We start from the raw sequence: 14,696 nt of genomic DNA, 5'->3' as shown, positions 1-14,696 counted from the left end.
GTAAATTTATTTTATTTTATTAAAAAAAATATAGTATAATAATCTAATGTGAAGAAATAAAGAAATTAAGGAGATAATTATGAGAATTAATAAATATATAGCATCTTGTGGAATTGCATCAAGAAGAAAAGCAGAAGAATTGATAATTGAAAATCGTGTTAAAGTAAATGGAAAAATAGTAAATGAATTATCATTTCAAATAAATGAAGCTGAAGATAAGGTAGAAGTAGATGGAAAGGCAATTGGATTAGAAGAAGAATTAGTATATATTATGCTAAATAAACCTGAAGGATATGTTACAACTGTAAAAGATCAATTTGACAGAAAAAGTGTTATAGACTTAATAAAAGGTGTGGGAGCTAGAGTCTATCCAATTGGAAGGTTAGACTATGAAACAAGTGGATTACTACTGTTAACTAATGATGGGGATTTGACATATAAATTGACTCATCCTAAGCATGAAGTTGATAAAACTTATGTTGCGACAGTAAAAGGAATTCCAAATGAATCTGAAATTAACAATTTTGAAAAAGGATTATATATAGAAGATTACAAAACAGCTCCTGCTAAGATAAAAATAGTTAAAAAAAATATTGAAAAAAATTACGCTGTTTGTGAAATAAAAATACATGAAGGTAGAAATAGACAGGTAAGAAAAATGTGCAGGGCTATAAATCATCCTGTTATGAACTTAAGAAGAAAAGCTATGGGTAAAATTGTATTAAAGGATGTGGAGATAGGTCAATACAGATATTTAACTAATGACGAGGTAAATTATTTAAAGAAATTAAAGTAAAAGGATTGAAGAGAAATGATGAAAGTAAAATATTTAACTAAAGTAACTGACTTAAATAAGGTGCTATTAGAAGATGTTATAAACGAAGGCGATATAGTAATTGATGCTACTATGGGAAATGGATATGATACAAAATATCTTGCAGAAAAAGTAGGCGAAAATGGCTTTGTATATAGTTTTGATGTTCAAGAAGAAGCTATAAAAAGTACAAAAAAAAGATTGGAAAAAGCAGAACTTATAGATAGAGTAAATTTAATTTTAGATGGTCATCAAAATATGGACATGTATGTAAACAAAGAGGTAAGTTGTGTTATGTTTAACTTAGGATATTTGCCAAGAGCTAAACATCAAGTTATAACAAAACCAGAAACAACATTAGAAGCTATTAAAAAAAGCTTAGAATTGTTAAAACCTAATGGGGTTGTAAGTATAGCTATTTATACAGGACATGAAGGTGGTATGGAAGAGTGCGATGAAGTATTTGGATATGTAAGTAAACTAGATCAAAGTGAATATAGTGTACTGAATTGTAACTTTGTAAATCAAATAAATCATCCTCCAAGATTAATAATGATAGAAAAAAAGAATAACTACATATAAAAAAAATAAAAAAGCAATGAGTTAGAAGTTTCTAACTCATTACTTTTTTATTTTTTTTATATGTATACAATATATTTTTGAAAAAAAACTACAAAATCTTAGAAAAAAGCTATTATTTTAGATTTATATTGAAAGTATATATAAAAAAAATTCTTTTTTACGTTTTAGAAGGACATTTAAGTGCAGAAAGTTAAGTATATAACAATTGGATAATATCAATGAACTTATACTTTGATTATAATTCAATTTTAAAAAATATAATAATACAGAGCTATAAGTATGAAAGTTTGCATAGCAAAATTGCAAAAATATAGGAAACATCGTGAAAATGAAATAATAATTGCAATTGGCAGAAAAAATAGCTACTATTAAAGAGAAAGTAAAAGTTGTAGGGGGGGATAAGTTTGGAAAAAGGAAAACTTACAATAGATACTAATTGGTGTAAAGGTTGCGGTATTTGTGTAGAATACTGTCCTAAAAAAGTTTTAAAATTAGAGAATAATATAATCTCTGTAGAAGATATAGAAAAATGTATACTTTGTGGATTATGTGAACTTAGATGTCCAGATTATGCTATTTATATATCTAAGGATGAAAAATAATAAGGGGGGTAGAGAGTTATGCATAAAAAAGTAAAATTGTTACAAGGAAATGAAGCTTGTGTACATGGTGCATTATATGCTGGGATGAAATTCTTTGCAGGTTATCCGATAACACCATCTACCGAAGTAGCTGAAATTTCATCATATATGTTACCGAAAGTTGGTGGCAAATTTATACAAATGGAAGATGAAATTGCATCCATGGCAGCAACGATTGGGGCTTCTTTAACAGGACTCAAATCGATGACTGCAACTAGTGGACCAGGGTTTTCACTTAAACAAGAAAATATAGGATATGCATCACTTGCAGAAATTCCATGTGTGATAGTAAATGTACAAAGATGTGGTCCTAGTACTGGACTTCCTACATCTCCAGCACAAGCAGATTTAATGCAAGCTAAGTGGGGAACTCATGGAGATCATCCAATAATAGCATTATCTCCAACGAGTGTTAGAGATACCTTTGATTTAACAGTTAAGGCATTTAATTTTTCAGAAAAATATAGAACTCCTGTAATATTGTTATTAGACGAAGTTATAGGACATATGAGAGAAAAGGTTGAATTACCTAATGAAAATGAACTTGAAATATATGATAGAAAAAAAGTTAAAGCAAACAAAGATGAATACAAAATATATGATCAAACAACTCTAGTGCCGCCAATGGCAAACTTCTCAGATGGATACAGATATCACGTAACAGGTCTTATGCACGATGAAACAGGATTCCCAACAAATAGCACAGCACAAACAAAAAAACTTATGGATAGATTAATGGATAAAATTAACAAAAACTTAGACGATATATTACTTTATGAACAATACAAGATGGACGATTGCGAAGAGTTATTTATAACTTTTGGATGTATGAGTAGATGTACAAAAGATGCAGTTGATACATTAAGAAGCAAAGGGGTTAAAGCTGGATTATTTACTATAAAAACAGTTTGGCCATTCCCTGAAGAAAAGGTTAAAGAATTAAGCAAACACGTACAAAATATATATGTTCCTGAACTGAATTATGGACAAATGATACAAGAGGTTCAAAGAGTTTGCGATAGTGATTGTAATATAGTTGGAATTAATAAATATAATGGAGAAATTATAACACCGGAAGATATAGTTGATAAGGTTATGGAGGTGGTAAAATGCCAAGTAGCGTTGTAGAAAATAATTTTAGAGCAAATAGGTTACCACATATATGGTGTCCTGGATGTGGACATGGTATCCTTATGAGATCTATTGCGGTTGCTATAGACGAATTAGGTTTAGATAAGGATAACGTATGTGTAGTATCAGGTATAGGATGTTCATCTAGGGCATCTGGATATTTAGACTTTAATACTTTGCATACAACACACGGTAGAGCTATACCGTTTGCTACAGGTGTAAAATTTGCAAATCCAGATATGCATGTAATTGTTGTAACTGGAGATGGAGACTGTACAGCAATAGGTGGTAATCACCTTATACATGCGTGTAGAAGGAACATAGATATAACTACAATTGTTTTTAATAATAATATATACGGTATGACTGGAGGCCAGTACTCACCAACTACTAATACTAATGACTTTGCTACAACAGCGCCTTATGGTAATATTGATAAACCGTTTGATATATGTGAGTTATCTAAGGGGGCAGGTGCTACATTTGTAGCTAGAGGAACTGCATATCATGCAAAACAAATGATAGAATACATAAAAAAAGGTATAATTCACAAGGGATTTTCTATCATAGAGGGTATGAGTTTGTGCCCTACTTACTATGGTAGAAAAAATAAAAAGGGCTCAGCTGTAGCACTAATGAATATTTTAAAAGATAATTATGTTGATATAGCACTAAAAGATAAATTGCCTGAAGAAAAACTTGAAAATAAACAATTCTTTGGTGTATTTAAAAGTGAAAAAATGCCAGAGTATACAGAGGAATATAAAAAAATAATAAATAGGGTGAAATGATTATAAGGAGAAATGAATATGAGAAAAGAGATAAGACTTAGTGGATCAGGAGGACAAGGACTGATTTTAGCTGGTATAATACTTGCAGAAGGAGCTATATTATCAAACTTAAACTCTGTTCAAACTCAATCATATGGTCCCGAAGCTAGAGGTGGAGCAAGTAAAGCTGAAGTTATAATCAGTGATGGAGAAATTAATTTCCCAAAGGTCAGAGAAGCTGATATATTATTGAGTTTAACTCAAAAATCTTTTGATGAGTATTCACATACTATAAAAAATGATGGAATTATTATTATAGATTCTACTGTGGATGAAAAAAATATAGACACAAAAAATGCAAAAGTAATTAAAGTTCCTATCATAGATAGTAGTAAGGAAAAATTAGGAAAAATTATGGTAGCTAACATTGTAGCACTAGGTGTTATAAGTGAAACAATAGAAGGTGTAGATAAGGAAATGTTAAAAAAAGCTATATTAGCTAGAGTTCCGAAAGGAACAGAAGAACTTAATGAAAACGCTTTCGAACTAGGAAGATCATTAGTTAGTTATGCATATTAAAAAGAGAAAGGAATCTTCCTTTCTCTTTTCATTAAAAAACAAAAAATATTAAAAAGATTTCGTATTTCAAAACGATTTATGGTATAATTTGAAATACGAAAAAAAATAACGTTAATTTTCAGAAAATAAAATCAAAAGAAGTAAAAAAATATCACGAATCATTTAAAATTTATTTTTTAATATTGTAATTATTTTTCAAAAGGTATTTAGTTGTTTTTTATATAATTTAGGAGGGATGCGTATGTTTGAATTATCAAAAGAATTAGGGATGATGACAATGAATTTAGATATGGTTCAAAGTCTTGCATTTACAACAATAGTACTTCTTATAGGATCTTTTATCAAATCTAAGGTTAGTATATTGCAAAAATATTGTATACCAGCACCAGTTGTAGGTGGATTTTCTTTTGCGATTATATCATTTGTTTTAAGACAGACAGGTGTAATTGCTATAGTGTTTGATACGACGCTACAAGGGATTTTAATGACAGCCTTTTTTACAACTGTAGGATTCACAGCAAGTTTTAAAGCTCTAAAAAAAGGTGGGTTAGGGGTAATAAAGTTTTTAATTGTTGCAGTTTTATTAGTTTTGTCTCAAGATATAATTGGTATTTTATCGGCAAAAGCTATAGGTGTTAATCCTTTACTTGGACTTATAGCAGGATCAGTATCAATGACAGGTGGACATGGATCTTCTGGAGCATTTGGACCTCTTATGGAGGCTCAGGGACTGAATGGAGCTCTTAGTATAGCTATGGCATGTGCAACATTTGGATTAGTTGCTGGAAGTATTATAGGGGGACCTATTGCAAACAGATTAGTAGAAAAATACAATTTAGGAAATAAAGATGATGAGTATGATAATTTAATAGAATTAGAAGCTGCAGGATTAGACTCTGATGCAAGCGCATGTGAAGTTAACTTACCTAAACTGTCTGAGCAAAGTTTAGTAAGTGGAGCTATACAAATTATAGTAGCTATGGGATTAGGAACTTTAATTTCAGCAGGATTTTCGAGTGTAGGAATTACTATGCCGAGTTACATAGGTGCTATGTTAATTGCAGCTATAATGAGAAATTTATCAGATGTAAAAGGAGTATGGAAAACTCCTGAAAATGAACTTTCTAGTATTGGTGGTATTTGCTTATCTTTATTTTTATCAATGGCAATGTGTAGTTTAAAACTTTGGGAGCTTGTAGATTTAGCAGTACCTATAATAATCTTATTAAGTATACAAACTATTTTAATGATTTTATTTGCATATTTTGTAACATTTAGAATAATGGGAAAAGATTATACAGCAGCAGTATTAGCTGCAGGGCACTGTGGGTTTGGAATGGGAGCTACTCCAAATGGAATAGCCAATATGGAATCAGTTGCAAGTAAGTTTGGGCCTTGTCAAAGTGCGTTTTTTATTTTACCATTGGTTGGAGCTTTATTTATAGAATTCTTCAATTCTGCAGTTATAACTACATTTATAAATTTGCTATAAATAAATAATGTAAAAAACTTATATATTGTTTAAAAAATGTAGCAAAAGATGGTATAATATAGTTATGTGAAATGTAAAAAAGGCTTATAGCTTAATATAAATAAATCATTAGTAATTATGAGGAGAAAAAAATGAACGAAACTAAAGATTTTAAAGATAGCAAACAACTAATTGATGACATTCAAAAGCAATATCCAAGACTTAGTAAGGGTCAAAAACTTATAGCCCAATATTTAATATCAAGTTATGATAAAGTTGCATTTATGACTGCATCTAAACTTGGAGAAGAAGTTGGAGTAAGTGAGTCTACTGTAGTAAGATTTGCAAATGCTTTAGGATTTTCAGGATATCCAAAACTACAAGATGCTCTTCAGGAACTTATAAAAAATAAGTTAACAACTGTACAAAGAGTAGAAATGAATCAGGAGTATTCAGATGACTGCAAGATTTTAAGTAAAGTTTTAAAAAGTGATATAGACAATATAAAGGATACTTTAGAAAACTTAGATGAAAGAATGTTCCAACAAGCTTCTGATAAGCTTTTAAATGCTAGAAAAATATATATACTAGGTATGAGAAGTTCGTTTAGTATAGCTCAATACTTAGGCTTTTATTTAGACATCATATTAGATAATGTTCATATTATAAGGATGGATATGGGAGATGCGTTTGAACAGGTTGTAAGAATAACAGAAGAAGATGTTGTTGTTGCAATAAGCTTCCCTAGATATTCAAAGAAAAGCTATCAAGTAGTAGATTATGCAAGAAGTAAGGGCGCACACATTATATCTATGACAGATAGTCTGTTTGCTCCAATTGCTACGGTTGCAGATACAACACTTTTAGTAAAAAGCAATATGGCATCATTTGTTGATTCTCTTGTTCCGGCACTTAGCTTATCGAATGCTCTTGTAGTATCTATAGGAATGAAAGAAAAAGATGATATAAAAGAATACTTTGATGATTTAGAAAAAATTTGGGAGAAGTTCTCTGTATACGAATAAAATAAATTAGGAGGTATATATGAATATATTAATCACTAACGATGATGGTATTTATGCTGATGGAATTTTAGAACTTGCTAAAACTATAAGTGATATAGCGAATGTTTATATTGTCGCTCCTCATACTCAAAGAAGTGCTACGGGTCATGCTATAACAATTCATGATCCTATAATGATTAAAGAAGAGAATATATCAGATAAAATAACATCGTACTCTATAAGTGGAACCCCTGCTGATTGCGTCAAAGTAGGAATTGAATCAATTTTAAAAGATATTGAAATTGATTTGGTTTTAAGTGGAATAAACAATGGAGCTAATTTAGGGACTGATGTAATTTATTCAGGTACTGTCTCAGCAGCTATTGAAGGACTTATACAAAAAAAGCCGTCAATAGCTATATCGTATGATGGATTTGATGTATCAAGTAATAATTACAAAAATGCCTCTATTTATGTAAAAAACATAGTTGAAAGCTTAACAGGTAAAATGAATATATTTACTGATTGTATTTTAAATATAAATATACCAAATGGAGATATTAAAGGATACAAAATAACTAAATTAGGTATAAGGGAGTATGATAATGTCATAGAGGAAAGAAAAAGTCCTTATGGCAAAAGATATGTTTGGATTGGTGGTAAAGTAAGAAAACTTGAGCAGGAAAAAGATAGTGACATACAAGCTATAGAAGAGGGATATATTTCTATAACTCCAGTAAACATAGATATGACTAATTATAAAAAAATTGATGTTTTAAACAATATAAATTTATTATAAAAATAGGTGTACAATAATTAAAAAATCATTGTACACCTATTTTTAATATCTTTTTGGTTTTGATAAAAATTCTTCGATTCTTTTTGCTTCATCTTTTTGTTTTAATTCAACAGATTTTCTTTCGCTCTCAAGCTCATCTTCATACTTTATATACTCAACACCAGATTCTTCTAATAGTTGAAGACCTAGTCCAGTAGGGTATTCTCCTTTAAATACAACTTTTTTAATTCCCGCTTGTATTAATGCTATACAACAAAACACGCAAGGTTGAGTTGTTACATATAAAACTGCACCATTACAACTAGTTCCATTTTTAGCACATTGTGTAATTGCATTAGCCTCTGCATGACCAGCTCTACATAATTCAAGACCTTGGCCTGAAGGTATACCTCTTTTTCTTCTCTCACAATATCCTATATCTGTACAGTGAATAGCCCCAGAAGGAGCTCCATTATAACCTGTACTTATTATTTGCTTATCCATGCATATAACTGCCCCTACTTGCCTAGATACACAAGTACTTCTAACTTTAGTTTGCTCAGCTATATTCATAGCCCACTCTGTAAATAGTATCCTCATAAAAGCCTCCTTCTAAAACGTGATATTATAATAATACCATAAACGTATAAATCTATAAATAAATATCTTATTTTGCAAATTATTGAGTGTACAATATAAGTTTTAGTAAATAAGTGTTATAATATATATAAAGAAAAAGTATTTGGAGGAATATAGTATATGAGTTATGAAGAGATATTTAAAGCTCTAGCTGATAAAAAAAGGTTAGAGATACTTAGAACTTTAAATAAAAAAGGTAGCACTTGTGTGTGTAAGTTAGTAGATGAGTTTGAACTTTCTCAGTCAAAACTGTCATATCATTTAAAATTGTTACTTGATAATAATCTTATAGTCAAAATTTCTCAAGGAAAATGGAATTATTATGATATAAATAAAGAAACTTTAAAGAATGTGTTAAACGAAAATATAATAGAAGAAATTTTAAAGTAAAAATATAACTGCCTCAAAATTGAGACAGTTATATTTTTTATATTATTAAACTTTACTCAGGCATTTACAATTATTTTGTTTAACTGTAATAAAATAATATTAATGGAATATATAAAGTAATAGGCATGTATATTTTAGGATATATTAAAGTATAAATTGGATAAAATAAAATTCTAAAATTAATATTAGTTGAAATTTAAAATATATTTTATTAAATATTTTGGATATAAACTAACAAAGGAGTTGTAAATATGAAAATAAAAACTATAGTTAAGGTATGTGTACTTGCTATTGGAGTTGGATTTATATTTACTGGAATGGGGTATGCTTTTAACAAAAATGTATTTATAGAAAATAAAAAAATTATAGATAGCGATAATTCTACTAATGAAGAATATTTAGTTGATAGTAAACAAATAGAAGAATTTAAAAATATAAATATAGAAACAGATTTAAATAATATTGAAATCATACCATCAGATCAGTATAAATTAGATTTAAAATATAAAAAGGATTATATAAAAATAAAATATAAAGTAGAAAATGAAACTTTGAGTATAAAAGAAGAAAAAATTAAAAGTGATACATACAACTTAGAATACTATAAAAATAATAAAGATAGTAGTATCAGGATATATATACCTAAAGGGTCAAAATTAAATAATTTAAGTGCATCGTCAAATATATCTAACATACACTTAAATGAACTCAATGTAGATAATATGGATTTAAGTTGTGATACAGGAAATATAAACATAGATAAATGCAAAGTAGAAAAATTAAATATTATAACTGCAACAGGGAGCATAAATGTAAATGAATTAGATAGCCTAGATTCCAAATTTAAGAGTAATATGGGAAACATAAATATATTAAACAGTAGTATAAAGGAAAATTTAGAACTGAGTAATAATTTGGGACATACTAAATTTAAAGGTAAAATTTTAGGCAATATTAATGTTTCTAATAATTTAGGAAATATTGAGCTTGATATAGATAAAAATGAAGCTGAATATAACTATAATTTGAAGACTGATAGTGGGAATATAATTATAAATGATGAAGTTAAAAGTAGAAAGTTTACAAAAGACAATAAATCCGAATTTAATATGAATTTAAAATGTAACTCTGGAAATATAAATTTAAAATTTAAATAGATAAAAAAGTACTTAAATCAATAAATAGACTTAAGTACTTTTTTTATGCTAATTAAATTATACTTACTAGAAATATTGGATAAATTATAAAATGTAGACGAATTAATATACTTTATATATTTTGTAAATAATAACTTTAAAATAACTTAAAATACATATGATTTAAAAGGAGGATAACATGACTCATAAAAAGGAATTTCTAAAGGATATAGATATGAATAAAAATTTTAAAACATCATTAATGGTAATGAAAAAAATACATAAAGATAGCAATATGACAACGTATATACTTACAGATAGAAGTGAAGAAATTAAAGCGAGAATATCTAATAAATTTAGGTTAAAACCAGGTCAAGTTATAGAGATAGAGAGTAAAAAAGAACCGACTATGGATGAAGTTAAAAGCGTAAGAATAATAGAGTCTGATTATGAATTAGATGACTATTTACCAAAAGTAAAGAGACCTATTCAAGATATTTTAAAAGAGATAGAAGAGATAAGTGATGAATTTATAAAATCTGAAGAAGCTAAAGTCTTAAATGATTACTTTTTTAAAGATGAAGAATTTTTGGACAAGTTTAAAAAGGGAATAGGTGGGGTATCAATGCATCATAACTACATAGGAGGTTTAGCAGAACATACTCTTGGAGTTATGTACTTATCCAAGATACTTTGTGATAGATATAATTGTAAGAATAAAGAGATAGCGATATTAGGAGCGAAACTTCATGATATAGGTAAACTTTATGAATTAGATTACAAAGGTCCATTTAAGTATACTTTGCAAGGTGAGCTAGAAGGGCATATAGCAATAGGTGTTCAAATGATAGACAAAGCTATAAATGAAATAAGTTATGAGTTTAGTGAAGATTTTATAAGAAGAGTTAAAGGGTGTATAATACAACATCATGGAAAACTTGAATATGGATCTCCTAGAGAATGTAACATGGAAGAGTCGTTTATAATAAACTTTGCAGATGGGATAGATGCAACTATGAATAAGATTAATCAGATTAAAGAAAAATCACAAAATGATGGATGGTCTGATTATGATAGAAGATTAGACACGCGATTATATCTATAAACTCTTAGAAAGGGGATAAAAATGATAAATATAAATGAAAAATTTACAGAGATACAAAAAAGCCTAGAAAAGGAACTTATAGGACAAAATGAATTTATTAAAGATTTATGTAACTACTTTAACTATAAGTTTTCAAACAATGAAAAAGGTATTTTAGTTTTAGTTGGAGAAAAGGAAACCGCAAAAAAAACTAGTATAAGACGAATATTTGAAAATTTAAAAGGTACCGACTTATTATATAATCCACAGGTAGATGAAATTGATTTAGGATCATATAATTTTAATTTAGGGTATAATGCTTTTTTAACAGATTTGTATGAAAAATTAAGTTCAGATTCAGCTTGTGTAATGTTTAAAAATATAGAAAAAGCAAGCGGAGAAATTCTAAAAGTATTATCAAGCTTATATCCAAATTCATGCTTAAACTTAAATGATGATTATATTATAAAAAATAAGTTTTTAGTTAAAGCAGATAATAAGGAAACAGGTACTATAGATAAAATTGTTTGTCATAATAAATTTTTAGTATATATTAGCAACAATGAAGAATTTGAAATAGATAAATATTTTAATGAACAATTTAAATTGAATATAGACAAAACTTTACATACAAAACCATTAAATAGAAATGAACGAAATAAAGTAGTAAAAAGAGAAGTGTTAAAAACTATTAGAAATGTAGAAAAAGAATTTAATATTAAAATAACTCTAGATATAAATGAAGATGATAAGGGTGATGAATATTTTGGAATATGTAGATTCCTTCAAGAAACATATCAAAAAGACTCAAATTTTGGAATAAGTGAATATGTTTCTTATAAACTATGTAAGCCATTAACCAATTTAATAAGAGAAGAGAGATTAAAAACTATAACTGATGCGCTTATATATGTTAAAGATAATGATATATATTGCAAAATAAATGATGAAGAATTGAACTTGAATGAATATTCAATGCCTACAGTAGAAGAAGCTGAGTATAAATTAAATTCTATAATAGGTATAGAAGATTTAAAAATATTTTTAAATAATGTTAAAAACAATTATAAAGTTCAAAAAATAAGAGAACGTTTAGGACTTAAGACATCTAATATATCTTTAAATATGATTTTTGCAGGAAATGCAGGTACTGGTAAAACTAACGCCGCAAGAATAACATTTGAATATTTAAATTCTCTAGGAATTTTATCAAAAGGAATATACAGAGAAGTTAGTAAAGCTGACTTTGTTACAGAAAATGTAGCTGATACATCAAAAAGAACTATAGATATAGTAAACTCTGCTATAGGAGGAGTTTTATTTATAGATGAAGCATACTCATTATGTGAAAGTGACGATGATAAAGTAGGAAAAGAAATCGTAGATGCTTTACTTAAGGGAGTAGAAGATAATAGAGATGATTTAGTTGTTATTTTAGCTGGATATGAAAAAGATATGGACAAATTTTTAACATTTAACTCAGGTCTTAAATCAAGATTCCCAAACATTATTCATTTTGAAGACTATACTCCTACACAGATGTACGAAATTGCGTTAAATATTGCAAAATCAAAGGGATATAGAATTGCAAAAAATGTAAAACATGATTTAATAGATTTATTTGCAAAGAATCAAATAAATGGTAAAAATGACTTAGGAAATGCAAGATTTGTTAGGAATATAGTTGAAAATGCTATATTGGATGCTTCTAAAAAATATTTAACAGATAAATCTAAACAAATAGATTTACTAGAGAGAGATAACTTTAACTTTAAAGCAAAAACTAAATTTGATCTTGAGGAAAAATTAAGCTCAATAGTTGGATTAACAGAAGTTAAAAATTTATTAAGAAGTCAATATAAACTAATTGTAGCTCAAGAAAAGCGAAAATCAGCAGGAGTAAGTACAAAAATTGAACAAAATTTAAATATGGTGTTCGCAGGAAATCCTGGTACAGGAAAAACTAGTATTGCTAGGTTAGTGGCAGAGATGTTAAACAGTATGGGACTTCTAAAAGTAGGACAACTAGTTGAGACAGATAGATCTAGTTTTGTATCTGAACTGCCAGGACAAACATCTAAAAAAACAGAAGAGAAGTTTAAAGAAGCTATAGGTGGAGTGCTTTTTATAGATGAAGCTTATACATTAGCTAATGATTCACTAGGAAGAGAGGCTATAGAAACATTACTTAAATTAATTGAAGATTACGGAAAAGACGTGGTTGTTATACTTGCTGGATATGAAGAAGAAATGGAAGACTTTTTTGATGTTAATATAGGTCTTAAGTCAAGATTTCCTATATGGACAGTTTTTAAGGATTATAATCCAAATGAGTTGCTAGAAATGTCTATAAAATTAATTGAGAATAAAGGATTTAAGTTATCTAAAAATGCATATACATCTTTAAAAACAAGTTTTGAGGCTATATATGAAGAGGCTGATTCACAGTCAGGCAATGGTAGAATGGTAAGAAATTATGTTGAAAGTTTGATTAGAAATCAAAGTATTAGAATAGCTGAAGAAGACATAAGTGTTTATGAAATGAATTTAATAACGGTTAAAGATATAGAAAAGATAAACATGTCAGACTATGAAAACACTTTTGATTTAGAAGAAAAACTATGCAACTTAAAAGGAAATTGTAAAGCTAAAGAATTTTTAAGAAGTCAGTATAAACTAATGAAGATAGAAGAAAAAAGAGAGAAGCTAGGAAAGAGAAGTAGAATAAATAAATATAAAAATATTATCTTTACTGGAGATACAGGTACAGGCAAAAAAAGAGTTTTAAGTATTTTATCTGAAATGTATTTTAGCAAAGGTCTTATAAAAGCTAAAAGTATAGTTGAAATAGATAAAGATGAGATAGTATCTAGTATAAACAGTGGGATGGATCTAGAAGATATATTAAATAAGTCTATAGGTAAAGTAGTTTTAATAGATAAGTTTGATTTACTTATTAATGAATATAATTACAATGAAATAGTATCTATGCTTATCAAGTTTATAGATAAAAATAAAAGTAAAATAATACTAGTTATATCAGGCAATAAAGTTGGAATTGATAAAATATTATTAGAAAATCAATCACTTAATTACAGATTTCCTTTATATTTAGATTTTAATGGATACAATGAAGAAGAACTTTATGAAATATGTTTAGATACTTTGGACAATAAAGGATTTATTTTAAATGAAGAAAGTTATGAAACGCTGAAAAATACAATGAACGAATTGTATAATAATAAAAATATACTTTTAAAAAATGCTTTTATGGTAAAAAGTTATATAGATACTCTTGTAAGGATTCAAAGTTGTAGAGTATATGATAATAAAGTAAATCCAAAGGATATAAATACTATAGAAAAAGGAGATATATTAAAAGGAAAAAAAGAATTTATTGATAAAAATCTAAATCAAAAAAATATTGAAGAAGAAAATAAAATAAATTCAATTGAGTTAGATGCAATTCCTAGTAGAGATAAAGAAATTAAAAAATACTCAGAAGTATCTCAAATAGATGAACTATTAAAATTAAAAAATCTATTAGATTTAAATGTGATAGATGAAAATGAATTTAAGTTATTAAAACATAAACTTATAAGTTGTATATAGAATAAAAATACTAGGGTAAAACCTAGTATTTTTATATGATATAATATAAAAAGCTATAAGACGTT

General features: G+C 27.6%; 14 protein-coding genes. 13 read left to right on the top strand and 1 reads right to left on the bottom strand.

The window, feature by feature from the left end:
• Positions 1-79 precede the first annotated feature (79 nt).
• The 9 genes from GFJ41_RS04360 to surE all read left to right on the top strand — a co-directional run bounded on the left by GFJ41_RS04360 (position 80) and on the right by surE (position 7,791).
• Positions 80-796 (top strand): pseudouridine synthase, encoded by a 717-nt coding sequence (locus GFJ41_RS04360; RefSeq protein ID WP_035116013.1) that lies wholly within the window; start codon positions 80-82, stop codon positions 794-796.
• Between the two features lie 15 nt (positions 797-811).
• Complete coding sequence (gene mnmM / locus GFJ41_RS04355; protein WP_081949226.1) at positions 812-1,396, top strand: tRNA 5-(aminomethyl)-2-thiouridylate-methyltransferase MnmM; 585 nt, start codon at positions 812-814, stop codon at positions 1,394-1,396.
• Positions 1,397-1,800: 404 nt separating this feature from the next.
• Complete coding sequence (locus GFJ41_RS04350) at positions 1,801-1,998, top strand: 4Fe-4S dicluster domain-containing protein (RefSeq protein WP_021430740.1); 198 nt, start codon at positions 1,801-1,803, stop codon at positions 1,996-1,998.
• 18 nt (positions 1,999-2,016) lie between these two features.
• Complete coding sequence (locus tag GFJ41_RS04345; protein ID WP_035116019.1) at positions 2,017-3,165, top strand: 2-oxoacid:acceptor oxidoreductase subunit alpha; 1,149 nt, start codon at positions 2,017-2,019, stop codon at positions 3,163-3,165.
• Positions 3,147-3,959, top strand: a complete 813-nt coding sequence (locus GFJ41_RS04340) for a 2-oxoacid:ferredoxin oxidoreductase subunit beta (protein WP_021430738.1) — start codon at positions 3,147-3,149, stop codon at positions 3,957-3,959. The genes GFJ41_RS04345 and GFJ41_RS04340 overlap by 19 nt, the downstream gene beginning before the upstream one ends.
• 18 nt (positions 3,960-3,977) lie before the next feature.
• Entirely contained in the window at positions 3,978-4,517 is a 540-nt protein-coding gene (locus GFJ41_RS04335; RefSeq protein ID WP_021430737.1) for a 2-oxoacid:acceptor oxidoreductase family protein, read from the top strand.
• Positions 4,518-4,758: 241 nt separating this feature from the next.
• Positions 4,759-6,009 carry a sodium/glutamate symporter gene (gene gltS / locus GFJ41_RS04330; RefSeq protein WP_021430736.1) on the top strand — a complete coding sequence of 417 codons (1,251 nt, stop codon included), beginning with the start codon at positions 4,759-4,761 and terminating at the stop codon, positions 6,007-6,009.
• 131 nt (positions 6,010-6,140) lie between these two features.
• Positions 6,141-7,013, top strand: coding sequence for a MurR/RpiR family transcriptional regulator (locus GFJ41_RS04325; RefSeq protein ID WP_021430735.1), 873 nt, complete (start codon positions 6,141-6,143; stop codon positions 7,011-7,013).
• A 19-nt stretch (positions 7,014-7,032) separates the two neighbouring features.
• Positions 7,033-7,791 carry a 5'/3'-nucleotidase SurE gene (gene surE / locus GFJ41_RS04320; RefSeq protein ID WP_170074704.1) on the top strand — a complete coding sequence of 253 codons (759 nt, stop codon included), beginning with the start codon at positions 7,033-7,035 and terminating at the stop codon, positions 7,789-7,791.
• A 42-nt stretch (positions 7,792-7,833) separates the two neighbouring features.
• Here the strand turns inward: surE and GFJ41_RS04315 are convergent, their stop codons facing one another.
• Complete coding sequence (locus GFJ41_RS04315; RefSeq protein ID WP_021430733.1) at positions 7,834-8,370, bottom strand: deoxycytidylate deaminase; 537 nt, start codon at positions 8,368-8,370, stop codon at positions 7,834-7,836.
• Positions 8,371-8,529: 159 nt separating this feature from the next.
• Here GFJ41_RS04315 and GFJ41_RS04310 point away from each other — a divergent pair, with 159 nt between their 5' ends.
• The 4 genes from GFJ41_RS04310 (at position 8,530) to GFJ41_RS04295 (ending at position 14,631) form a co-directional block, all read left to right on the top strand.
• Entirely contained in the window at positions 8,530-8,799 is a 270-nt protein-coding gene (locus GFJ41_RS04310) for an ArsR/SmtB family transcription factor (RefSeq protein WP_021430732.1), read from the top strand.
• Between the two features lie 251 nt (positions 8,800-9,050).
• Positions 9,051-9,956, top strand: coding sequence for a DUF4097 family beta strand repeat-containing protein (locus GFJ41_RS04305; protein WP_170074703.1), 906 nt, complete (start codon positions 9,051-9,053; stop codon positions 9,954-9,956).
• A 178-nt stretch (positions 9,957-10,134) separates the two neighbouring features.
• Positions 10,135-11,040: an HD domain-containing protein gene (locus tag GFJ41_RS04300; RefSeq protein WP_035116034.1), complete on the top strand. Its 906-nt coding sequence runs from the start codon at positions 10,135-10,137 to the stop codon at positions 11,038-11,040.
• Between the two features lie 21 nt (positions 11,041-11,061).
• Positions 11,062-14,631: an AAA family ATPase gene (locus tag GFJ41_RS04295; RefSeq protein ID WP_170074702.1), complete on the top strand. Its 3,570-nt coding sequence runs from the start codon at positions 11,062-11,064 to the stop codon at positions 14,629-14,631.
• The last annotated feature ends 65 nt before the right edge of the window (positions 14,632-14,696 follow it).

The sequence above is a fragment of the Paraclostridium dentum genome, from assembly GCF_012922555.1.
GTDB lineage: Bacteria > Bacillota > Clostridia > Peptostreptococcales > Peptostreptococcaceae > Paraclostridium > Paraclostridium dentum.
The sequence above is the reverse complement of the archived record's forward strand: the minus strand, read 5'-3'. Positions and strand labels throughout refer to the sequence as shown.

Coding starts and splice junctions, on each gene's coding strand:
- GFJ41_RS04315 (WP_021430733.1), bottom strand. CDS start 8,370: ATGAGGATACTATTTACAGAGTGGGCTATGAATATAGCTGAGCAAACT.
- mnmM (WP_081949226.1), top strand. CDS start 812: ATGATGAAAGTAAAATATTTAACTAAAGTAACTGACTTAAATAAGGTG.
- GFJ41_RS04300 (WP_035116034.1), top strand. CDS start 10,135: ATGACTCATAAAAAGGAATTTCTAAAGGATATAGATATGAATAAAAAT.
- GFJ41_RS04310 (WP_021430732.1), top strand. CDS start 8,530: ATGAGTTATGAAGAGATATTTAAAGCTCTAGCTGATAAAAAAAGGTTA.
- GFJ41_RS04295 (WP_170074702.1), top strand. CDS start 11,062: ATGATAAATATAAATGAAAAATTTACAGAGATACAAAAAAGCCTAGAA.
- GFJ41_RS04325 (WP_021430735.1), top strand. CDS start 6,141: ATGAACGAAACTAAAGATTTTAAAGATAGCAAACAACTAATTGATGAC.
- GFJ41_RS04360 (WP_035116013.1), top strand. CDS start 80: ATGAGAATTAATAAATATATAGCATCTTGTGGAATTGCATCAAGAAGA.
- GFJ41_RS04345 (WP_035116019.1), top strand. CDS start 2,017: ATGCATAAAAAAGTAAAATTGTTACAAGGAAATGAAGCTTGTGTACAT.
- GFJ41_RS04305 (WP_170074703.1), top strand. CDS start 9,051: ATGAAAATAAAAACTATAGTTAAGGTATGTGTACTTGCTATTGGAGTT.
- GFJ41_RS04335 (WP_021430737.1), top strand. CDS start 3,978: ATGAGAAAAGAGATAAGACTTAGTGGATCAGGAGGACAAGGACTGATT.
- surE (WP_170074704.1), top strand. CDS start 7,033: ATGAATATATTAATCACTAACGATGATGGTATTTATGCTGATGGAATT.
- GFJ41_RS04340 (WP_021430738.1), top strand. CDS start 3,147: ATGCCAAGTAGCGTTGTAGAAAATAATTTTAGAGCAAATAGGTTACCA.
- gltS (WP_021430736.1), top strand. CDS start 4,759: ATGTTTGAATTATCAAAAGAATTAGGGATGATGACAATGAATTTAGAT.